General features: G+C 58.7%; 30 protein-coding genes. 6 read left to right on the forward strand and 24 right to left on the reverse strand.

Annotation, left to right across the window (positions count from 1 at the left end; genetic code table 11):
- Nucleotides 1–3 precede the first annotated feature (3 nt).
- From HF682_RS06430 to HF682_RS06455, 6 genes are all read left to right on the forward strand, one after another.
- On the forward strand, nucleotides 4–1,899 hold the full coding sequence (locus HF682_RS06430; protein WP_168876379.1) for an ATP-binding protein: 1,896 nt from the start codon (nucleotides 4–6) through the stop codon (nucleotides 1,897–1,899).
- Nucleotides 1,900–1,910: 11 nt separating this feature from the next.
- Nucleotides 1,911–2,360, forward strand: a complete 450-nt coding sequence (locus HF682_RS06435) for a response regulator (protein WP_168876380.1) — start codon at nucleotides 1,911–1,913, stop codon at nucleotides 2,358–2,360.
- Nucleotides 2,357–4,063 (forward strand): putative bifunctional diguanylate cyclase/phosphodiesterase, encoded by a 1,707-nt coding sequence (locus HF682_RS06440; RefSeq protein ID WP_168876381.1) that lies wholly within the window; start codon nucleotides 2,357–2,359, stop codon nucleotides 4,061–4,063. Before HF682_RS06435 ends, HF682_RS06440 begins: the two co-directional genes overlap by 4 nt.
- Nucleotides 4,064–4,118: 55 nt before the next feature.
- Complete coding sequence (locus HF682_RS06445) at nucleotides 4,119–5,117, forward strand: NAD(P)H-quinone oxidoreductase (protein WP_168876382.1); 999 nt, start codon at nucleotides 4,119–4,121, stop codon at nucleotides 5,115–5,117.
- A gap of 36 nt (nucleotides 5,118–5,153) precedes the next feature.
- Nucleotides 5,154–6,041, forward strand: coding sequence for an HDOD domain-containing protein (locus HF682_RS06450; RefSeq protein WP_168876383.1), 888 nt, complete (start codon nucleotides 5,154–5,156; stop codon nucleotides 6,039–6,041).
- Nucleotides 6,042–6,143: 102 nt separating this feature from the next.
- A complete protein-coding gene (locus HF682_RS06455) occupies nucleotides 6,144–6,920 on the forward strand; it encodes an oxygen-binding di-iron domain-containing protein (protein WP_168876384.1) in 777 nt (258 codons plus the stop codon).
- A 78-nt stretch (nucleotides 6,921–6,998) separates the two neighbouring features.
- Here the strand turns inward: HF682_RS06455 and rplQ are convergent, their stop codons facing one another.
- From rplQ to rpsS, 24 genes are all read right to left on the reverse strand, one after another.
- Nucleotides 6,999–7,394 carry a 50S ribosomal protein L17 gene (gene rplQ / locus HF682_RS06460; RefSeq protein WP_168876385.1) on the reverse strand — a complete coding sequence of 132 codons (396 nt, stop codon included), beginning with the start codon at nucleotides 7,392–7,394 and terminating at the stop codon, nucleotides 6,999–7,001.
- 12 nt (nucleotides 7,395–7,406) lie between these two features.
- Nucleotides 7,407–8,390 carry a DNA-directed RNA polymerase subunit alpha gene (locus HF682_RS06465; RefSeq protein WP_168876386.1) on the reverse strand — a complete coding sequence of 328 codons (984 nt, stop codon included), beginning with the start codon at nucleotides 8,388–8,390 and terminating at the stop codon, nucleotides 7,407–7,409.
- Between the two features lie 27 nt (nucleotides 8,391–8,417).
- Nucleotides 8,418–9,041 (reverse strand): 30S ribosomal protein S4, encoded by a 624-nt coding sequence (rpsD, locus tag HF682_RS06470; protein WP_168876387.1) that lies wholly within the window; start codon nucleotides 9,039–9,041, stop codon nucleotides 8,418–8,420.
- Between the two features lie 24 nt (nucleotides 9,042–9,065).
- Complete coding sequence (gene rpsK, locus HF682_RS06475; protein WP_168876388.1) at nucleotides 9,066–9,458, reverse strand: 30S ribosomal protein S11; 393 nt, start codon at nucleotides 9,456–9,458, stop codon at nucleotides 9,066–9,068.
- 14 nt (nucleotides 9,459–9,472) lie between these two features.
- Nucleotides 9,473–9,835: a 30S ribosomal protein S13 gene (rpsM, locus tag HF682_RS06480; protein WP_168876389.1), complete on the reverse strand. Its 363-nt coding sequence runs from the start codon at nucleotides 9,833–9,835 to the stop codon at nucleotides 9,473–9,475.
- A 54-nt stretch (nucleotides 9,836–9,889) separates the two neighbouring features.
- Entirely contained in the window at nucleotides 9,890–10,003 is a 114-nt protein-coding gene (rpmJ, locus tag HF682_RS06485) for a 50S ribosomal protein L36 (protein ID WP_168876390.1), read from the reverse strand.
- A 27-nt stretch (nucleotides 10,004–10,030) separates the two neighbouring features.
- Entirely contained in the window at nucleotides 10,031–10,249 is a 219-nt protein-coding gene (gene infA, locus HF682_RS06490) for a translation initiation factor IF-1 (RefSeq protein ID WP_168876391.1), read from the reverse strand.
- A gap of 14 nt (nucleotides 10,250–10,263) precedes the next feature.
- The gene (gene secY / locus HF682_RS06495) at nucleotides 10,264–11,580 is read right to left on the reverse strand and encodes a preprotein translocase subunit SecY (RefSeq protein ID WP_168876392.1); all 1,317 of its coding nucleotides are present in this window, start codon (nucleotides 11,578–11,580) and stop codon (nucleotides 10,264–10,266) included.
- Nucleotides 11,581–11,588: 8 nt separating this feature from the next.
- The gene (gene rplO, locus HF682_RS06500; protein WP_168876393.1) at nucleotides 11,589–12,023 is read right to left on the reverse strand and encodes a 50S ribosomal protein L15; all 435 of its coding nucleotides are present in this window, start codon (nucleotides 12,021–12,023) and stop codon (nucleotides 11,589–11,591) included.
- Nucleotide 12,024: 1 nt separating this feature from the next.
- On the reverse strand, nucleotides 12,025–12,210 hold the full coding sequence (rpmD, locus tag HF682_RS06505; RefSeq protein WP_168876394.1) for a 50S ribosomal protein L30: 186 nt from the start codon (nucleotides 12,208–12,210) through the stop codon (nucleotides 12,025–12,027).
- A 4-nt stretch (nucleotides 12,211–12,214) separates the two neighbouring features.
- The gene (gene rpsE / locus HF682_RS06510; protein ID WP_168876395.1) at nucleotides 12,215–12,721 is read right to left on the reverse strand and encodes a 30S ribosomal protein S5; all 507 of its coding nucleotides are present in this window, start codon (nucleotides 12,719–12,721) and stop codon (nucleotides 12,215–12,217) included.
- 11 nt (nucleotides 12,722–12,732) lie between these two features.
- Nucleotides 12,733–13,086, reverse strand: coding sequence for a 50S ribosomal protein L18 (gene rplR / locus HF682_RS06515; protein WP_168876396.1), 354 nt, complete (start codon nucleotides 13,084–13,086; stop codon nucleotides 12,733–12,735).
- Between the two features lie 13 nt (nucleotides 13,087–13,099).
- Entirely contained in the window at nucleotides 13,100–13,633 is a 534-nt protein-coding gene (gene rplF, locus HF682_RS06520; RefSeq protein WP_168876397.1) for a 50S ribosomal protein L6, read from the reverse strand.
- Between the two features lie 12 nt (nucleotides 13,634–13,645).
- Entirely contained in the window at nucleotides 13,646–14,044 is a 399-nt protein-coding gene (rpsH, locus tag HF682_RS06525; RefSeq protein WP_168876398.1) for a 30S ribosomal protein S8, read from the reverse strand.
- Between the two features lie 15 nt (nucleotides 14,045–14,059).
- Nucleotides 14,060–14,365, reverse strand: a complete 306-nt coding sequence (gene rpsN, locus HF682_RS06530; protein WP_168876399.1) for a 30S ribosomal protein S14 — start codon at nucleotides 14,363–14,365, stop codon at nucleotides 14,060–14,062.
- Nucleotides 14,366–14,372: 7 nt separating this feature from the next.
- A complete protein-coding gene (gene rplE / locus HF682_RS06535; protein ID WP_168876400.1) occupies nucleotides 14,373–14,912 on the reverse strand; it encodes a 50S ribosomal protein L5 in 540 nt (179 codons plus the stop codon).
- Nucleotides 14,913–14,914: 2 nt separating this feature from the next.
- A complete protein-coding gene (gene rplX, locus HF682_RS06540; protein ID WP_168876401.1) occupies nucleotides 14,915–15,232 on the reverse strand; it encodes a 50S ribosomal protein L24 in 318 nt (105 codons plus the stop codon).
- Between the two features lie 9 nt (nucleotides 15,233–15,241).
- Nucleotides 15,242–15,610 carry a 50S ribosomal protein L14 gene (rplN, locus tag HF682_RS06545; RefSeq protein WP_168876402.1) on the reverse strand — a complete coding sequence of 123 codons (369 nt, stop codon included), beginning with the start codon at nucleotides 15,608–15,610 and terminating at the stop codon, nucleotides 15,242–15,244.
- Nucleotides 15,611–15,752: 142 nt separating this feature from the next.
- The gene (gene rpsQ / locus HF682_RS06550) at nucleotides 15,753–16,010 is read right to left on the reverse strand and encodes a 30S ribosomal protein S17 (protein WP_168876403.1); all 258 of its coding nucleotides are present in this window, start codon (nucleotides 16,008–16,010) and stop codon (nucleotides 15,753–15,755) included.
- Between the two features lies 1 nt (nucleotide 16,011).
- Entirely contained in the window at nucleotides 16,012–16,200 is a 189-nt protein-coding gene (rpmC, locus tag HF682_RS06555) for a 50S ribosomal protein L29 (RefSeq protein ID WP_168876404.1), read from the reverse strand.
- Nucleotides 16,197–16,616, reverse strand: coding sequence for a 50S ribosomal protein L16 (gene rplP / locus HF682_RS06560; RefSeq protein WP_168876405.1), 420 nt, complete (start codon nucleotides 16,614–16,616; stop codon nucleotides 16,197–16,199). Before rplP ends, rpmC begins: the two co-directional genes overlap by 4 nt.
- Nucleotides 16,600–17,307, reverse strand: coding sequence for a 30S ribosomal protein S3 (gene rpsC / locus HF682_RS06565; protein ID WP_168876406.1), 708 nt, complete (start codon nucleotides 17,305–17,307; stop codon nucleotides 16,600–16,602). The genes rplP and rpsC overlap by 17 nt, the downstream gene beginning before the upstream one ends.
- A 9-nt stretch (nucleotides 17,308–17,316) precedes the next feature.
- A complete protein-coding gene (gene rplV / locus HF682_RS06570; protein WP_168876407.1) occupies nucleotides 17,317–17,646 on the reverse strand; it encodes a 50S ribosomal protein L22 in 330 nt (109 codons plus the stop codon).
- Nucleotides 17,647–17,655: 9 nt separating this feature from the next.
- On the reverse strand, nucleotides 17,656–17,931 hold the full coding sequence (gene rpsS, locus HF682_RS06575) for a 30S ribosomal protein S19 (RefSeq protein ID WP_168876408.1): 276 nt from the start codon (nucleotides 17,929–17,931) through the stop codon (nucleotides 17,656–17,658).
- Between the last annotated feature and the right edge of the window lie 5 nt (nucleotides 17,932–17,936).

Raw genomic sequence — 17,936 nt, forward strand, 5'->3', positions numbered from 1 at the left:
TTCATGAGTGCAGAATGTGTGCTGTTTGCGCCGCATCCGGCGCGCCATGCCTTGATCCGGTCCTACTGGCCGGACAGTCTGGCCGCGCCCTGCACCCTCTCCCTTTTGCCTGAAGCGCCCCTCCCCGCCTGCCTGCTTTATGATCTGCATGACAGCCCCATGGCAGACCTGCAACGGCTGCTTGACTGGCGTCAGCATCATCCGGACGTACCACTCATCCTGCTGGGGGCAGACTTGCAGCACGAGGCGGTATTGCGTCTGCTGCAGGGTGGCGCGGGCGACATCCTGCAAGATCCGCTGTTACCGGCACTGCCGCACTACCTGCACCGTATTTTGCAGCAGGCACAACTGGATGCAGCGATCGACACGCTGCTGCTCGAGACGGCAGGCTTGCAGGGGGCTGACTTTTTGCAGGCCCTGGTCGAAGCACTGGCCCGGCTGCTGCAGGTCGATCAGGCGTATGCATCCACCCATGACCCGGTGCAACCCGACTGGCTGTGCACCGTCGCAGGCTGGCGTCGGGGGCAACCGGTCCCCCCGGTGCGCTACCCGCTGAGCGGTTCTCCCTGCGAACAGGTACTGCGGCAGGGCAAGCTGTGCTGTTACCCGAATGATGTGCAGACCTGCTTCCCGGAAGATCTGATGCTGCAGGAAGATGGGCTGGTTGGCTACATTGGCTACCCCTTGCGGGACCGGCAAGGCCAGGTCATTGGTCTGGTCAATGTTCTGCACCAGCACCCGCTGCATCCGTCGGCGCAATTGCGCACCATCCTGCGCCTGTTTGCTGCCCGTGCCGGCACCGAGCTGGAGCGCTTGCGCACGGCCGACCAGCTACAGGACACCCAGGGGCTGTTGCAGCATGTGTACGCCCACGCGCCCATCCTGCTCTGCCAGCTGGATCCGGCAGGACATGTACAGCAGGCCAACCCAGCCCTGGAACAGGCGCTGGGTAGTGCACTGCCTTTTCTGCATGGGCAACCGTGGCATGTCCTGTTCCAGCAGCCCGCCATAGCAGACTGGCAGCAGCCCCCGCAGCAGCTGGAAACCAGCCTGCCGGCCGCCAGCGGCAAACAGACCTACAGTTGGGTGTTTGCCCCTCGGTGCACCGCAGAGGGCTCGATCCGCGACATTCTGGCGATTGGCACCGACATGACGCAGCGCAAACAAAACGAGCAGGCGCTGCGCGACAAGGCGACCGCACTGGAAGCCACCAACCGTGAACTGGAAGACTTTGCCTTTGTGGCCTCACATGACCTGCAGGAGCCCTTGCGCAAAATCCTGGCGTATAGCGACTTGCTACAGCAAGAATGTGCAGCCTACCTGCCCGATACCGGGCAACAGTACCTGCAGCTGATGAACAAAGCCACCCAGCGCCTGCAACAGCTGATCCGGGATTTGCTGCAGTTGTCACGGGTCACCCGCAGTCAGCGCCGCTTTGAAGCGGTGTCACTGACGGATGTGCTGGAGCAGGTGCAACAGGATCTGGAGATCCCTTTGCGGGACACCCAGGCCCGCCTGCAGATCGAGGGTAGCCTGCCCACCCTGACCGGCGATCCGGTGCAGCTGCAGCAAGTGTTCCTCAACCTGCTCAGCAATGCCCTGAAGTACACCCGCCCAGACGTACCACCCGAAATCCGGATTCATGCGGAGCCTTACCGCCTGCCCCACCGCAAACCGCAGTGGCGCATTCTGATCTGCGACAACGGCATTGGCTTTGAGCAGCAATATGCTGAGCGGATCTTCAAGGTTTTTCAGCGCCTGCATGGGCGTGAGCAATACGAGGGGACGGGCATTGGCCTGGCCATCTGCAAGAAAATCGTTGAGCGGCACCGTGGCCAGATCACCGCTGAAGGCCGCCCCGGCGCCGGGGCGACGTTTATCCTGGATTTGCCGGCTTAAGGACATCCGCCATGCCTGATCTGATGCGCCCGATTTCCCTGCTGATTGCGGATGATGACCAGGAAGATTGCCTGCTGACCCGCAAGGCACTGGAAGCTGCCCGCCTGCACAACCAGCTGGAGTTTGTGGCAGATGGTGTCTACCTGATGCAACGACTGCAACAGTCACTGCAGAACCCGGAGATGGCGCTACCCGACCTGATCCTGCTGGACCTCAACATGCCGCGCATGGATGGCCGCAGTGCCTTGCAGGCCATACGCAACCACCCGCAGCTACGCCATTTGCCCGTGGTGGTGCTGACCACTTCGCGTGAGGAGGAAGATGTCTTTCGCAGCTACGACCTGGGCGCCAACTCCTTCATCACCAAGCCGGTGCTGTTCGATAACCTGGTCGCGGCCATGCAGTCATTGGGCCACTACTGGCTGAGCATCGTGCAGCTGCCCAAACACCCGGTGGCATGATGCGCACACCGCTGATCAAGGTCTTGCTGATTGATGATGATCCGGAGGAGCGGCTGCTGATCCAGCCTTTGCTGCGTGCGGAGGAACAGGTCCGCTACCAGCTGGAGCAGGTAGCGGACTACGACACAGCACGCAAGCGCATCCTGCAAGGCCACGATGACGTCTATCTGGTGGACTACCATCTGGGCGCCCATGACGGTATCGGGCTGATCGAGGAAATGACCGCGCTGGGCTGCACGCGCCCCTTGTTGCTGTTGACACATCAGGATAGCCTCAGCATCGACCAGCAGGCCATGCTGAAAGGGGCCGCCGACTACCTGCCCAAGGGTGAGCTCAGTGCACCGTTGCTGACCCGGGCCATTCAGCACGCGCTGGAGCGCAAGCGGCATGAGCGCCTGCTGCGCACCATGGCCATGCACGATGCCCTCACCGGTTTACTGAACCGGACAGGGGTCTACGACTACCTGGAGCATGCACTGGCCCGCTGCCAGCGCGATGACCGTCAGCTGGCGGTGATGTTCATCGACCTGGACCGCTTCAAGGAGATCAATGACACGCTAGGTCACCGGGTGGGCGATGCCTTGCTCATCGGTATTGCCCATCGCTTGAAATGTGCCCTGCGGGTGCAGGACATGGTAGCCCGCATCGGTGGTGATGAGTTCCTGGTCGTGGCCGAAGGCTATCAGCGCAAGCAGACCCCTGCGCACATTGCCGAAAAGATCCTGATGGCACTGCGCGAGCCTTTCCCGCTGGAAGGCAAGCCCTACTTTGTTACCTGTTCCATCGGCATTGCCACCTATCCGGATGGCCCAGCCGAAGCGGAAACCCTGATCCGGGATGCCGACACGGCCCTCTACAGCGCCAAAGACAGTGGCAAAAACACCTATCACTTCTTTACAGAGGCCATGCAGCAAAGCATCCGCGAGCGCCGGGATATCCATAATCATCTGTTGCAGGCCATGCAGCAAGATGAGTTCGAGCTGTACTACCAGCCGCAATTTGCGCTGGGCACGGGTGAGGTGGTGGCGCTGGAAGTCATGCTGCGTTGGCGACACCCACAGCAGGGCTTGCTGCAGCCGGAAGCATTCCTGGGTCACGCCGAAGAGCTGGGGTTGATGCAGCCTTTGCTGGAGTGGACGTTACAGTCACTGGCGCAATTCCAGGCACAGCTACCCGAGTCGCTGCAAACATCACTCCGCTACGGCATCAATCTGAGTGGGCGCCTGTTGTTGCGCGACCCCTTGGTCGAATTGTTGCAGCAATGGTGCGACCGGAGTGGCATTCTTCCGCAACAGCTGGAACTGGAAATCAGTGAGGAAGCCTTGCTTGAGTTGCACCGCAAGCAGGATCGCCGCCCCTTGCGCTTGCAACAGGCAGGATTTGGCCTGGTGCTGGATCACTTTGGTACCGGCTATGCCTCCTTTGGGCAGCTCCAGCACTACCCCATTTGCGGCATCAAGGTAGACCGTGAGTGCACACAGCAGTTGCTGGATAATGAAGTGGTCCGTGCCGTGGTGGAAGCCACCCGACATGTCGCCCACTCCTTGCAACTGCACGCGGCAGCCTGTGGGGTGGAAACCCCGGCCCAATTGATGCTCTTGCGCGAGCTGGGCTTTGACCGCGTGCAAGGTCAGCTTCCCCACCCTCCCCGGCCTGCAGCCCATATGCTGGAACAATTGCAGCACACCTTGCGCCTGCGCTGAAGGCATGGGCAAGGGCATGCTATGCTGTGATCATCCGCCCTGAACGAGACCCGTCATGCCCTCCATGCTGACCATGCATGCCATCATTGTTGATAACCGTAGCCCGGAGCGGAGTCTGCGCTGGCAGGAAATTGCCCGTCCTCAGCCCGCCCCTCATCAAGTCCTGATCAAGGTAGCGGCTTGCGGGGTCAACCGTATGGATCACCTGCAACGCATGGGGCATTACCCGGTTCCCGATGGGGCCTCACCGCTGTTGGGAGTGGAAGTCTCCGGTGAAGTAGTGGCGTGTGGTACGCAAGTCAGCCAGTGGCAGGTGGGTGACCTGGTCTGTGCCCTGCTCGATGGTGGCGGCTATGCGGAGTATGTCGTGGCGGATGCCCGGCTTTGCATGCCGATCCCGATCGGCTGGACACTGGAAGACGCGGCCTCCTTGCCCGAGGCTTTGTTCACGGTACAAAACACCTTGTATGACCATGCCCATTTGCAGCCCGGAGAATCAGTATTGATCCATGGCGGCAGCAGCGGCATCGGCGTCTACGCTTTGCAATGGCTGGCTGCAGCGGGCCACCCGCTCTATACAACGGCCGGCAACGACGAGAAGTGTGCCGCCTGCCTGCAGCTGGGGGCGAAGCAGGCCATCAATTACCAGCAGCATGATTTCACCCCTTTTATCGAGTTGGCCGGCGGGGTGGACGTGGTGATGGACATGGTCGGTGGTGACTATACCCTCTCCCATCAGCGCTTGTGCCACACCGGTGGACGCATTGCCATCATTGCATTCCAGGGGGGGCGCCATAGTGAGGTGGACCTGGGTTTGATGCTGGCCAAGCGTTTACAGCTGTTTGGCGTGACCCTGCGGGCGCAGTCCACCGAGCGCAAGATTCGCATGGCGCAGCAGATACGCCAAACGGTATGGCCCATGCTGGAAGATGGCCGGATCAAACCCATGGTGCATGCACGCTATCCGATGGCCGACGCCGAACAGGCGCATCATGCGCTGCTGCAACATCGGCATGTGGGTAAACTGCTGTTGCTGAGCAAAGGCGCGGCCTAAGCACTATACTGAAGATTACTTCCGCGGGAATCTGTCATGCTGACTGCCGCCTTACCCAATCTGCACGCCTGGGCGCTTTATCTGGAGCGTGCACCACTGCCCGTGCTCCAGCGCACCGTGGATGAGCTGGCGGCACTCCATCAGCGGCTGGACCAGATTACGGGCCGGGATTTGTCACGTGTCATCCTGCACGATCCGATGATGACCTTGCGGGTTTTACGCTATCTGCAATCGCACCGTGCTCCCAGCCAGCAAACTGAAGTCACCACCATCGCCCATGCCATCATGATGATGGGGCTCGGGCCCTTTTTCCGCGCCTTTCAGGACTTGCCCACACTGGAAACCCATCTGCAGCCCTATCCCGATGCCCTGCATGGCGTGATGCGGGTGATGAGCCGGGCCCGACATGCCGCCTTGTTTGCCGAGGACTGGTCACGACTGCGGCATGATCTGGAATCGGACGAAGTGACCATTGCTGCGCTGCTGCACGATGCCGGCGAGATGTTGCTGTGGTGCTTTGCGCCCGCGCTGGCCAGCCAGATCCGCCAGCTGCAGCAGGACAATCCGGGCATGCGCAGTGCACAGGCACAAAAGCAGGTACTGGGCTTTCCGCTCCCCGAACTGCAGCAGGAGCTGGCGCGGCAGTGGCATTTACCGGCATTGCTGCAAGCGCTGATGGACGACCAGCAAGACCAGCGCTCACCCCGCGTGCACAATGTCGTGCTCGCCGTAGCTCTGGCTCGCCACGCAGCCAATGGCCTGCATGATGCGGCGCTGCCGGATGACTACACGGCAGTCCAGCAGTTCCTTGGTCTCAACCCGGAGCAAACCTGGGACCATATCCGGCGCATGATCCTGAAGGCAGGGCGCGAGTGGGACTGGTATGGTGTCTCACCCGTGGCTGCCTGGCTACCGCAACAATAAATACCTGACCAGAAGTCTAGTTACAGTACAAAACCTTGACCTGCGTCTAACGTTTGCCAATCTCTTCATGTTTCAATGCGCACTCGCGCAAGGAAGATGAAAATGGCAATTGAACTCTATAACGATGGTGAGCATGCCTGCCTGATGTTTGCCGACCTGGTAGACGACCCCAACGATCACGCTGTACAAGCCAACCAGTTCCTGATTGTTGACAGCGGCCACGGCGCGCTGATCGACCCCGGTGGCAACATGACCTATAACGCACTGCGCATGGCCATGCACGCCCGCTTCCCTCCCAATGGGCTGGATTATGTACTGGCCTCGCATGCCGACCCGGACATCGTCGCCTCGCTCAACAAATGGCTGGTGCACACCGAGTGCAAGGTGATGGTGTCGCAAGTCTGGGCACGCTTCGTTCCACATTTCTGCTCAATTGGCAGCACCGACAACCGCATCATCCCGATTCCCGACCCTGGCCTGCACATCCGTCTGGGCAAAAGCAAGATTCTGGCCGTGCCGGCGCACTTCCTGCACTCGGAAGGCAATTTCCAGTTCTATGACCCGAAGGCCAAGATCCTGTTCTCCGGCGATATGGGGGCCTCGATGGTGGACCACGACGATGCCATGCAACCGGTCAAAGACTTCGATGCCCACCTGCGCAGCATGCGCGGTTTCCACCAGCGTTATATGTGCGGCCAGAAAGTGACACGCTACTGGGCTGACATGGTGCGCGAACTGGATCTCGACTGGCTGGTACCGCAGCACGGTAAACCGTTCAAAGGCAAGGCCATGATACATGCCTTCCTCGACTGGATCAGCGACTTGCCCTGCGGCATCGACCTGATGACGCCGAACCATTATCGGCTACCTGCGTCGTGACCCGCGCGCTCCTGCGTCAGCGGCGCAGTAAACAAAAAAGCCCTGCAAGTGCAGGGCTTTTTTGCGCAGGCTTAAGACTTAAGCCTCAGCAGCTTCCTCAGCTACCACGTCCACATCCGGACGATCCACCAGCTCGACCAACGCCATCGGCGCATTGTCACCCTGGCGGAAGCCGAACTTCAGCACGCGCAGGTAACCGCCGTTGCGGTTCTGGTAGCGCGGGCCCAGTTCGTCAAACAGCTTGCTGACGATGTCGCGATCGCGAGTGCGGGCAAATGCCAGACGGCGGTTTGCCAGCGAGGGCTTCTTGCCCAGCGTGATCAGGGGCTCAGCCACCCGGCGCAGTTCCTTCGCCTTCGGCAGCGTGGTCTTGATGACTTCGTGCTTCAGCAGGGCATTGGCCAGGTTGCGCAGCATCGCCTGACGGTGGCTGGAAGTACGGTTCAGTTTCCGATTGCCATTACCATGACGCATGATTCAACCTTTTTAAGCTTTTTCCAGATTGGCAGGCGGCCAGTTTTCCAGCTTCACACCCAGCACCAGACCCTTGGAGGCAAGCACTTCCTTGATTTCATTCAAGGATTTGCGGCCCAGGTTCGGGGTCTTCAACAGCTCGGTCTCGGTACGCTGAATCAGGTCACCAATGTAGTAAATATTTTCTGCCTTCAGGCAGTTGGCCGAACGAACGGTCAATTCCAGATCGTCCACCGGACGCAGCAGGATCGGGTCAAACTGCGGTGCTTCCGGCTGAGCCACTTCAGCAGTGGTCCCTTCCAGATCAGCAAACACCGACAGTTGATCCATCAGGACACGTGCAGCATAGCGCACGGCCTCTTCCGGATCGATCGAGCCGTTGGTCTCGATGTCCATCACCAGCTTGTCCAGGTCCGTCCGCTGTTCCACACGGGCGCTTTCCACCGCGTAGCTGACACGACGTACCGGGCTGAACGAAGCGTCCAGCAGCAAGGTACCCAAGGCACGACCTTCGTCGTTCTTGGCACGTACGTGTGACGGCTGATAGCCGCGACCGGCTTCCACCCGCAGTTCCATCGACAACTTGCCGTTAGCGGTCAGGTTGGCGATCACGTGATCCGGATTCACCAGCTCAACATCATGGCTCAGCTGGATATCACCGGCCACCACCGGGCCCGGGCCTTCCTTTTTCAGGTTCAGCACCACGGAAGAACGGTTGTGCAGCTTGAACACGATACCCTTCAGGTTCAGCAGCAGGTCGACAACGTCTTCCTGCACACCATCCAGCGAAGAATATTCATGCACCACGCCGTCAATCTTGACTTCCGTTACGGCATAGCCCGGCATCGAGGACAGCAGGATGCGGCGCAGCGAGTTGCCCAGCGTGTGACCGTAGCCGCGCTCAAACGGCTCCATCACCACCTTGGCGTGCTCAGCGGTGAGGTTTTCGACCTCGATCACACGGGGTTTCAGAAATTCATGTGCACTGCTATGCATAGTCGATTCCCAGTAATGGCAGACGGATTACTTGGAGTAGTATTCGACGACCAGTTGTTCGTTGATGTCGCTCGACAGTTCCGAACGTTCCGGTGCGCTCTTGTACGTACCTTCCATCTTCTTCGGGTCGACCGAAACCCAGCTCGGGAAGCCGATGGACTCAGCCAGTGCCAGTGCTTCAACGATACGGGTTTGCTTCTTCGACTTCTCACGAACGGACACCACATCGCTGGCCTTCACTTGGTAGGAGGCGATGTTGACGCTCTGGCCGTTCACCAGGATCGCGCAGTGGCTCACCAGCTGGCGTGCTTCTGCACGCGTGGAGCCAAAGCCCATACGATAAACGACGTTGTCCAGGCGGCTTTCCAGCAGCTTCAACAGGTTTTCACCGGTCGAACCCTTGCGGCGGGCGGCCTCTTCAAAGTAGCGGCGGAACTGACGCTCCAGCACGCCATAAATACGGCGGATCTTCTGCTTTTCACGCAGCTGAACAGCGAAATCGGACTGACGCTGACCGCTCTTGGCGCCATGCTGGCCCGGAGCGACATCAATCTTGCACTTGGAATCAATCGAGCGACGAGCGCTCTTCAAAAACAGGTCAGTGCCTTCCCGGCGGGACAGTTTGCACTTTGGACCAATATACCTTGCCACGAATGTTCTCCAATCGTTGGATGATTAGATGCGACGCTTCTTCGGCGGACGGCACCCGTTGTGCGGGACCGGCGTCACGTCGGAAATGCTGGTGATCTTGAAGCCGAGTGCGTTCAGAGCACGCACTGCGGATTCGCGACCCGGGCCCGGGCCCTTGATACGCACTTCCAGGTTTTTGACTCCATACTCCTGAGCCACTTTGCCAGCTTGCTCAGCAGCCACCTGCGCAGCAAACGGGGTACTCTTGCGAGAACCCTTGAAGCCAGCGCCACCCGCCGTCGCCCACGACAGGGCGTTGCCCTGACGGTCGGTGATGGTGATGATGGTGTTGTTGAAAGAAGCGTGTACGTGGACGATGCCTTCCGCAACACTCTTCTTGACCTTCTTGCGCACGCGCGCAGCAGTAGCCTTAGCCATGAGTGATCCTTAGATTACTTCTTGTTGGAAACGACCTTGACCGGACCCTTGCGAGTGCGCGCATTGGTGCGGGTACGCTGGCCGCGCACCGGCAAACCACGGCGATGACGCATGCCGCGGTAGCAGCCCAGGTCCATCAGTCGCTTGATGCTCATCGTCACTTCACGGCGCAGGTCACCTTCAACGGTGAACTTTGCGACTTCGTCACGCAGCTTTTCCATGTCAGCGTCGCTGACGTCCTTCATCTTGGTGCTGTAACCAACACCAGCCTTGTCACAAATCACCCGCGCACGAGTGCGGCCGATACCATAAATGGCGGTCAGCGCGATCTCAGCATGCTGATGATTCGGAATATTTACGCCTGCAATACGGGCCATGAAACACCCCTAAAAAATCAGTGATTATAATCAAACAAACTTGTCAAGGTCAAATCAGCCTTGACGCTGCTTGTGCCGAGGGTCGCTGCAGATGACACGCACAACGCGGTTGCGACGAATCACTTTGCACTTGCGGCAAATTGGCTTAACAGAAGCTTGTACACGCATGATGAATTCCTACTCTCTATTGCCCGGTTACTTCGCCCGGAAAATGATCCGAGCCTTGCTCAGGTCATAAGGGGTCAGTTCAACGGTTACCTTGTCGCCCGGCAGGATCTTGATGTAGTGCATACGCATCTTGCCGGAAATATGTCCCAGAATGACATGGCCGTTTTCGAGCTTCACCCGGAACGTTGCATTGGGTAGGTTCTCAAGAACCTCGCCCTGCATCTGGATTGTTTCTTCCTTTGCCATTCAACCAACCCGTCTTAATTGGCGCCCTTGAAGTTGGCTTTCTTCAAGAGACTTTCGTATTGCTGGGACATCATCTGCGCCTGGACCTGAGCCATGAAGTCCATCGACACGACGACAACGATCAGGATTGACGTCCCCCCAAACAGGATCTGGGTATTCAGGGCACTGGACAGGAAGTCGGGGATCAAACACACCGCCACCATGTACAACGCACCCGTCAACGTCAACCGCAACACCACCGCCTCAATGTAACGCCCGGTTTGCTCACCTGGACGCACACCTGGCAGTACGGCACCACTCTTCTTCAGGTTGTCTGCCATGTCCTTCGGGTTGAAGGTCAGGGCGGTATAGAAGTAGCTGAAGAAAATGATCGCAGCGGCAAACAACACCATATGCAACGGGCTACCCACCTGCATCATGCTGGAAATGTCTTTCAACGCCAGCATCACCGGGTTTTCACTGTTACCCGCAAAACCGGTAATGGTCGTCGGGATCAACAGCAGGGTCGAGCCAAAGATGGCGGGCATCACACCCGACATGTTGACCTTCAGCGGCATGTGGCTGGACTGCGCCTGCATCACCTTGTTGCCCACCTGACGGCGCTGATAGTTCACGATCAGCTTGCGCTGACCCCGCTCCACAAACACCACCGCAGCGACAACCAGCAAGGCAAACACCAGCAGCAGGATCGACCCCAGAATCCAGCGGGAATCGCTGGCAGCCAAGGTCAACACATGGCTGATGGCACCCGGCAGGCCCGACACAATACCCGCGGTGATCAACACCGAGATACCATTGCCCAGACCCCGTTCCGTAATCTGCTCACCCAGCCACATCAGGAACATCGAACCCGCAACCAGGCTCACCATGGTGGTCAGCACAAACTCTGCCGGGCTGACATTAGGCAAGCGCAGCGCCATTTGCGAGCGCGCCATGAAGAAGGCCCAGAACAGCGCCAGCACCAACGTCGCATAACGGGTGTACTGCGTAACCTTGCGGCGGCCTGCCTCACCATCTTTCTTCAGCTCCTTCAGCGACGGCAGCATTTCTGCAGCCAGTTGCATCAGGATCGAAGCGGTGATGTAAGGCGAAATGCCCAACACGAACACCGACGCACGCTGTACCGCGCCGCCGGAGAACATGTTGAACAAGCCAGCCAAACCGTTCTGGTTATCCGAGAACAGCTTGGCCAATTGCGCCGGATCGATGCCCGGAATCGGGATATAGGTCCCGATCCGGTACACAATCAAGGCCAGCAGCAAAAACCACAGCCGCTGCTTCAGGTCACCAAACTTGCCCGCAACAGCGGCCAACGGGTTTGCATTAGCCATGGTTGGTCTTATTCACCCACCGAGCCACCAGCAGCAACGATGGCTGCTGCTGCACCCTTGGTTGCCAGGACGCCGGACAGCTTGTAAGCGCGGTCAACCGTACCGGACAGAACCAGCTTGGCACCCTTGGCACGGCCGGAAACCACACCGGCTTGCTTCAGGACCAGCAGATCCACATCGGTCACCGGCAGCTTGGCCAGCTCGGACAGACGCACTTCCACCACATCGCCACGGGTCAGGGAGTTGAAACCGCGCTTCGGCAGGCGGCGTTGCAGCGGCATTTGACCGCCTTCAAAGCCCACCTTGTGAAAACCGCCGGAACGGGACTTCTGACCTTTGTGACCACGGCCAGCAGTCTTGCCCAGGCCGCTGCCGATACCGCGACCGACGCGACGCTTGGCGTGCTTGCTGCCTTCAGCCGGCTGAATCGTGTTCAAAAACATGTTAACCCTCGCACTTCAGCAGGTAATGAACCTTGTTGATCATGCCGCGGTTTTCCGGGGTATCCAGCACCACAGCGCTGCTGCCGACCCGGCGCAGACCGAGGCCACGCACGCAGGCGCGGTGGGATTCCAGACGACCGATCAGGCTCTTGACCAAGGTCACCTTGATGGTTTTCTTGTCAGACATGGCCTTACCCCAGAATTTCTTCAACGGTCTTGCCGCGCTTGGCAGCAATGTCCGCAGCGGTCGACATGGCCAAGAGGCCATTGATCGTCGCACGAACCACGTTGTACGGATTGGTCGAACCGTGGCACTTGGCGGACACATTGTGCACGCCCATCACCTCGAATACGGCACGCATCGCGCCACCAGCCTTGATACCGGTACCATCAGGTGCCGGCTGGATCATCACGGTGGTTGCACCATGACGGCCCACAGCGGTGTGGTGGAAGGTACCATTCTTCATCGGCACCTTAGCCATCTTGCGACGTGCTTCTTCCATTGCCTTTTGCACGGCAACCGGCACTTCTTTCGACTTGCCCTTGCCCATGCCGATGCCACCGTCTCCGTCACCCACCACGGTCAGTGCAGCGAAGCCCAGAATACGGCCACCCTTCACCACCTTGGTCACACGGTTGACGGAGACCATCTTTTCGCGCAAACCCTCGTTGCGATCGTCCATCTCAACTTTGGCCATGATTACCTCGATTAGAACTCAAGACCGTTGGCGCGGGCTGCATCAGCCAGTGCCTTGATACGGCCGTGGTATTGGAAGCCAGAGCGGTCGAACGCAACCTGAGTGACGCCGGCAGCCTTCGCCTTTTCAGCGATACGCTGGCCGATCAGCTCTGCCGCTTTGATGTTGCCGCCATTGCTCAGCGACGTGCGCACATCCTTATCCAGCGAAGAGGCAGCAGCCAGCACTTCCGAGCCGTTAGCCGCAATGATCTGCGCGTAGATATGGGTGTTGCTACGGTACACCGTCAGGCGAACTTGCTTCTGCTCTGCAATGCGTGCACGGGTTTTGCGTGCGCGGCGCAGACGAGACTGTTTCTTATCCATGACCTGGCCCTAATTATTTCTTCTTGGTTTCTTTGATCACCACCACCTCATCGGCGTAGCGGATCCCCTTGCCCTTGTAAGGCTCAGGAGAACGGTACGCGCGAATTTCGGCAGCAGTCTGACCAACACGCTGTTTGTCCGCACCCTTCAGCACAATTTCAGTCTGCGTCGGGGTTTCGGCCTTCACACCTTCCGGCAGCTTGTGTGCCACAGGGTGGGAGAAGCCCAGCGTCAGGTTCACCACGTCGCCGGCAGCAGCGGCACGGTAACCCACGCCAACCAGCTGCAGCTTGCGCTCGAAGCCCACGCTCACGCCTTTGACCATATTGGCCACCAGCGCGCGCAGCGTACCGGACATGGCACGTGCGTGACGGGTTTCTTCAGCCGCGGAAAACACCAGGTCATTACCGGTTTGTTCCACCTTGACTGCACCCGTCAGCGCCTGGCTCAGCGAACCGAGCGGGCCCTTGACGGTAATGTCGCCAGCGGTGATGGTTGCGCTCACGCCGCTAGGCAGGGCAACCGGATTCTTAGCTACTCGAGACATTCGCTTACCCCCTTATGCCACGACGCACAGCAGTTCGCCGCCGACGCCTTGTGCACGGGCCTTGCGATCGGTCATCACGCCACGCGAGGTGGAAACGATGGCCACGCCCAGACCGTTCATCACGGTCGGCATGTCGTCACGGCCCTTATAAATCCGCAGACCAGGACGGGAAACGCGCTCGAGGCGCTCAATGACCGGGCGACCTGCGTAGTAACGCAGTTCGATGGTCAGAGTTTTCTTGTTACCCGCTTCATCAGCCACGGAGAACGCATCCACATAGCCTTCGTCCTTCAGCACGGCGGCAATAGCCACCTTCAGGGAGGACGACGGCATTGCCACAGACGACTTGCCAGCCTGCTGGGCATTCCGGATGCGAGTCAGCATATCCGCAATCGGATCACTCATGCTCATTTGTACTTACCTCGCTTACCAGCTTGCTTTGGTCATGCCCGGCACTTCGCCGCGGAAAGCTGCATCACGCAACTTGCTGCGACCCAGACCGAACTTGCGGAACACGCCACGCGCACGACCGGTGAGCTGGCAACGATTACGCAGACGCACCGGGCTGGAATTGCGCGGCAGCGCTTGCAGCTTGACGCGTGCGGCGAAACGTTCTTCTTCGCTCAGCGACTGGTTGTTGATGATGGCAATCAGCGCTTCGCGCTTGGCGGCAAACTTGGCCACCAGCTTTTCACGCTTTTCTTCACGGTTGATCAACGCCAACTTAGCCATGACGCCCTCAGTTCTTGAACGGGAAGCGGAACGCAGCCAGCAGAGCGCGAGCCTCGTCGTCCGTCTTCGCAGTAGTGGTAATGGTGATGTTCATGCCACGCAGTGCGTCGACCTTGTCGTAGTCGATTTCCGGGAACATGATCTGTTCCTTGACGCCCATGTTGTAGTTGCCACGGCCATCAAAGGACTTGGCAGACACACCACGGAAGTCGCGGATACGCGGCATGGCGATGGTCACCAGGCGATCCAGGAATTCATACATCCGCTCGCGGCGCAGGGTAACCTTGCAGCCCACCGGGTAGTTGTCACGAATCTTGAAGCCGGCAATCGACTTCTTCGACAAGGTCACCACCGGTTTCTGGCCAGCCAGCTTCTGCATGTCGGCCACGGCGAATTCCATCACCTTCTTGTCGGCAACCGCTTCACCCACACCCATGTTCAGGGTGATCTTTTCGATCCGCGGCACTTCCATGATCGACTTGTAGCCGAACTGTTTAATCAGTTCCGGCACCACCGTCGACTTGTAGTAATCGTACAGACGCGCCATCTTTACGCCCCAACCTGTTCGCCATTGGACTTGAAGACACGCACTTTCTTGCCATCTTCAAGCAGCTTGAAGCCGACGCGGTCGGCCTTCTGCGTTGCCGGGTTGAACAGCGCCACGTTCGAAGCGTGCAGCGGCTTTTCAACAGCAACAATCCCGCCAGCCACACCCTTGACCGGGTTCGGCTTGACGTGTTTCTTGGCAACGTTCACACCCTCGACGACGATATAGCCATCGGCCTGAACCACCTTCACGGTGCCACGCTTGCCCTTGTCTTTACCGACGATCACGATGACATCGTCGCCTTTGCGAATTTTCTGCATGGTGACCTCTTAGATAACTTCCGGCGCCAGCGAAACAATCTTCATGAAGCGCTCGGTACGCAGCTCACGCGTCACCGGCCCGAAAATCCGGGTACCGATCGGCTCGAGCTTGTTGTTCAGCAGCACAGCGGCGTTGCTGTCGAACTTCACCAGGGAACCGTCAGCACGACGAACGCCCTTGGCAGTACGCACCACCACAGCACTGTAAACATCGCCCTTCTTGACACGACCACGCGGCGCCGCATCCTTGATCGACACCTTGATGATGTCGCCAATGGTTGCATAACGACGCTTGGAGCCGCCGAGCACCTTGATGCACATTACAGAGCGTGCACCGGTGTTATCCGCGACATCGAGTCGGGTTTGCATTTGAATCATGGTATTTAAACTCCAACTTATTCCGTTTGCGACAATCGCAGCCGGCCAGTTTTGGACCCCGTAGAAAGGGGTGTGGCGCGGATAGCCGCGCCACAAAGAACCGGCATTCTAAAGCAAACGGAATCGGTTTGCAATAGAAATATCAGCGAGCTTTCTCAACCAGCTGCTTCACGGTCCATGCTTTGGTCCGGGAGATCGGGCGGCACTCTTCAATCACCACCACGTCACCAATACCATACTCGTTGTTTTCGTCATGTGCGTGATACTTCTTCGACAGACGAATCACCTTGCCATACAGCGGGTGCTTCACGCGACGTTCGACCAGGACCGTAACGGTCTTGTTCATCTTGTCGCTGACAACACGACCGGTCAGCGAGCGGTTAACTTTCACATCAGTCATGTTATTCCGCCTTTTCACGCAGAAGGGTACGAACGCGAGCGATGTCGCGGCGTACGTTCTTCAGTTCGCTGGTCTTGGCCAGTTGCTGAGTGGCATGCTGCATACGCAGGCCAAATTGCGCCTTCAGCAGCGACAGCAGTTCTTCCTGCAGCTCTGCCGGGCTTTTTGCACGCAGTTCAGAGGCTTTCATTGTTGACCCACCATTCTGACCACAAAGGTCGTCAGGAACGGCAGCTTGGCTGCCGCCAGACGGAAGGCTTCGCGGGCAACTTCTTCGCTCACGCCGTCCATCTCATACAACACCTTGCCCGGCTGGATTTCTGCAACCCAGTATTCCGGACTACCCTTACCGTTACCCATCCGCACTTCAGCCGGCTTGGAGGAGATCGGCTTGTCCGGGAACACACGGATCCAGATACGGCCACCGCGCTTGATGTAACGGGTCATCGCACGACGGGCAGCTTCGATCTGACGCGCGGTCAGACGGCCACGGCCGGTCGCCTTCAGGCCGAATTCGCCAAAGTTGACGTTCGTGCCACGGGTCGCGATACCCTTGTTGCGACCCTTCTGTTGCTTGCGGAACTTAGTCCTAGTTGGCTGCAGCATGTTTAGCCCCCGGCTTGCGAGATTTCTTTTCCGGCTCGGCAGGTGCAGCCACTTGAACCGGCTGGCTACCCATTTCGCCCTTGTAAACCCAAACCTTGATACCGATGATGCCGTAAGTGGTCTTGGCTTCAGACACGGCATAGTCGATGTCGGCACGCAGGGTGTGCAGCGGCACACGGCCTTCGCGGTACCATTCGGTACGGGCAATTTCGATACCGTTCAGACGGCCAGCGCTCATGATCTTGATGCCCTGGGCACCCAGACGCATGGCGTTTTGCATGGCACGCTTCATGGCACGACGGAACATCACGCGCTTTTCCAGCTGCGCAGCAATGTTGTCAGCAATCAGCTGAGCATCGGTTTCCGGCTTGCGGACTTCTTCGATGTTGACGTGCACCGGCACGCCCAGCATCTTTTGCAGTGCGCTGCGCAGACCTTCGATGTCCTCGCCCTTCTTGCCGATCACCACGCCCGGACGGGCGCTGAAAATGGTGATCTTGGCGTTCTTGGCAGGACGCTCGATGACAACGCGGCTCACGGCTGCGTGGCTGAGCTTCTTCTTCAGGTACTCACGTACCTGCAGGTCTTCGTTCAGCATCTTGCCGAAGTTACGGCTGCTGGCGTACCACTTGGAAGCCCAGTTTTTGGTAACGGCCAGCCGGAACCCGGTCGGATGAATTTTCTGTCCCATGGCTATTCCTTATTCACCAACAGTCAGCGTAACGTGACACGTCTGCTTCTCGATGCGGTTCCCACGGCCCTTTGCACGGGCGGAGAAACGCTTCAGGGAAGGACCCTTGTCCACGTAGATCGTGGTGATCTTCAACGTGTCAATGTCAGCGCCTTCGTTATGCTCGGCGTTGGCAATCGCGGATTCCAGCAGCGCGCGAATCAGGGTGGCACCCTTCTTCGGCGAGAACTGCAGGATGTTCAAAGCCTGGTCCACGGACTTGCCACGGACCAGATCAGCCACCAGACGGCATTTTTGCGCCGAGAGGCGAGCATTCTTCAATACAGCAGAAACTTGCATGACGCCCCCTTAGCGCTTTGCCTTCTTGTCGGCAGCGTGACCCTTGAACGTACGGGTCAGCGCGAATTCGCCGAGCTTGTGGCCAACCATGTTTTCGTTCACGTACACCGGAACGTGCTGACGACCGTTATGAACGGCGATGGTCAGGCCCACGAAATCCGGCAGAACGGTGGAACGACGAGACCAGGTCTTGATCGGGCGCTTGTCGTTGGTCGCGCGCACGGTCTCGACTTTCTTGAGCAGGTGACCGTCAACAAACGGGCCCTTTTTAATGGAACGTGCCATGTTGA

It is taken from the genome of Leeia aquatica (assembly GCF_012641365.1).
In the GTDB taxonomy this organism is placed as follows: Bacteria; Pseudomonadota; Gammaproteobacteria; order Burkholderiales; family Leeiaceae; genus Leeia; species Leeia aquatica.

Bases quoted from the DNA above. Each gene is read 5' to 3' on its own strand.
- HF682_RS06430 (WP_168876379.1), top strand. From the start codon at position 4: ATGAGTGCAGAATGTGTGCTGTTTGCGCCGCATCCGGCGCGCCATGCC.
- HF682_RS06435 (WP_168876380.1), top strand. From the start codon at position 1,911: ATGCCTGATCTGATGCGCCCGATTTCCCTGCTGATTGCGGATGATGAC.
- HF682_RS06440 (WP_168876381.1), top strand. From the start codon at position 2,357: ATGATGCGCACACCGCTGATCAAGGTCTTGCTGATTGATGATGATCCG.
- HF682_RS06445 (WP_168876382.1), top strand. From the start codon at position 4,119: ATGCCCTCCATGCTGACCATGCATGCCATCATTGTTGATAACCGTAGC.
- HF682_RS06450 (WP_168876383.1), top strand. From the start codon at position 5,154: ATGCTGACTGCCGCCTTACCCAATCTGCACGCCTGGGCGCTTTATCTG.
- HF682_RS06455 (WP_168876384.1), top strand. From the start codon at position 6,144: ATGGCAATTGAACTCTATAACGATGGTGAGCATGCCTGCCTGATGTTT.
- rplQ (WP_168876385.1), bottom strand. From the start codon at position 7,394: ATGCGTCATGGTAATGGCAATCGGAAACTGAACCGTACTTCCAGCCAC.
- HF682_RS06465 (WP_168876386.1), bottom strand. From the start codon at position 8,390: ATGCATAGCAGTGCACATGAATTTCTGAAACCCCGTGTGATCGAGGTC.
- rpsK (WP_168876388.1), bottom strand. From the start codon at position 9,458: ATGGCTAAGGCTACTGCTGCGCGCGTGCGCAAGAAGGTCAAGAAGAGT.
- rpsM (WP_168876389.1), bottom strand. From the start codon at position 9,835: ATGGCCCGTATTGCAGGCGTAAATATTCCGAATCATCAGCATGCTGAG.
- rpmJ (WP_168876390.1), bottom strand. From the start codon at position 10,003: ATGCGTGTACAAGCTTCTGTTAAGCCAATTTGCCGCAAGTGCAAAGTG.
- infA (WP_168876391.1), bottom strand. From the start codon at position 10,249: ATGGCAAAGGAAGAAACAATCCAGATGCAGGGCGAGGTTCTTGAGAAC.
- secY (WP_168876392.1), bottom strand. From the start codon at position 11,580: ATGGCTAATGCAAACCCGTTGGCCGCTGTTGCGGGCAAGTTTGGTGAC.
- rplO (WP_168876393.1), bottom strand. From the start codon at position 12,023: ATGTTTTTGAACACGATTCAGCCGGCTGAAGGCAGCAAGCACGCCAAG.
- rpmD (WP_168876394.1), bottom strand. From the start codon at position 12,210: ATGTCTGACAAGAAAACCATCAAGGTGACCTTGGTCAAGAGCCTGATC.
- rpsE (WP_168876395.1), bottom strand. From the start codon at position 12,721: ATGGCCAAAGTTGAGATGGACGATCGCAACGAGGGTTTGCGCGAAAAG.
- rplR (WP_168876396.1), bottom strand. From the start codon at position 13,086: ATGGATAAGAAACAGTCTCGTCTGCGCCGCGCACGCAAAACCCGTGCA.
- rplF (WP_168876397.1), bottom strand. From the start codon at position 13,633: ATGTCTCGAGTAGCTAAGAATCCGGTTGCCCTGCCTAGCGGCGTGAGC.
- rpsH (WP_168876398.1), bottom strand. From the start codon at position 14,044: ATGAGCATGAGTGATCCGATTGCGGATATGCTGACTCGCATCCGGAAT.
- rpsN (WP_168876399.1), bottom strand. From the start codon at position 14,365: ATGGCTAAGTTGGCGTTGATCAACCGTGAAGAAAAGCGTGAAAAGCTG.
- rplE (WP_168876400.1), bottom strand. From the start codon at position 14,912: ATGGCGCGTCTGTACGATTACTACAAGTCGACGGTGGTGCCGGAACTG.
- rplX (WP_168876401.1), bottom strand. From the start codon at position 15,232: ATGCAGAAAATTCGCAAAGGCGACGATGTCATCGTGATCGTCGGTAAA.
- rplN (WP_168876402.1), bottom strand. From the start codon at position 15,610: ATGATTCAAATGCAAACCCGACTCGATGTCGCGGATAACACCGGTGCA.
- rpsQ (WP_168876403.1), bottom strand. From the start codon at position 16,010: ATGACTGATGTGAAAGTTAACCGCTCGCTGACCGGTCGTGTTGTCAGC.
- rpmC (WP_168876404.1), bottom strand. From the start codon at position 16,200: ATGAAAGCCTCTGAACTGCGTGCAAAAAGCCCGGCAGAGCTGCAGGAA.
- rplP (WP_168876405.1), bottom strand. From the start codon at position 16,616: ATGCTGCAGCCAACTAGGACTAAGTTCCGCAAGCAACAGAAGGGTCGC.
- rpsC (WP_168876406.1), bottom strand. From the start codon at position 17,307: ATGGGACAGAAAATTCATCCGACCGGGTTCCGGCTGGCCGTTACCAAA.
- rplV (WP_168876407.1), bottom strand. From the start codon at position 17,646: ATGCAAGTTTCTGCTGTATTGAAGAATGCTCGCCTCTCGGCGCAAAAA.
- rpsS (WP_168876408.1), bottom strand. From the start codon at position 17,931: ATGGCACGTTCCATTAAAAAGGGCCCGTTTGTTGACGGTCACCTGCTC.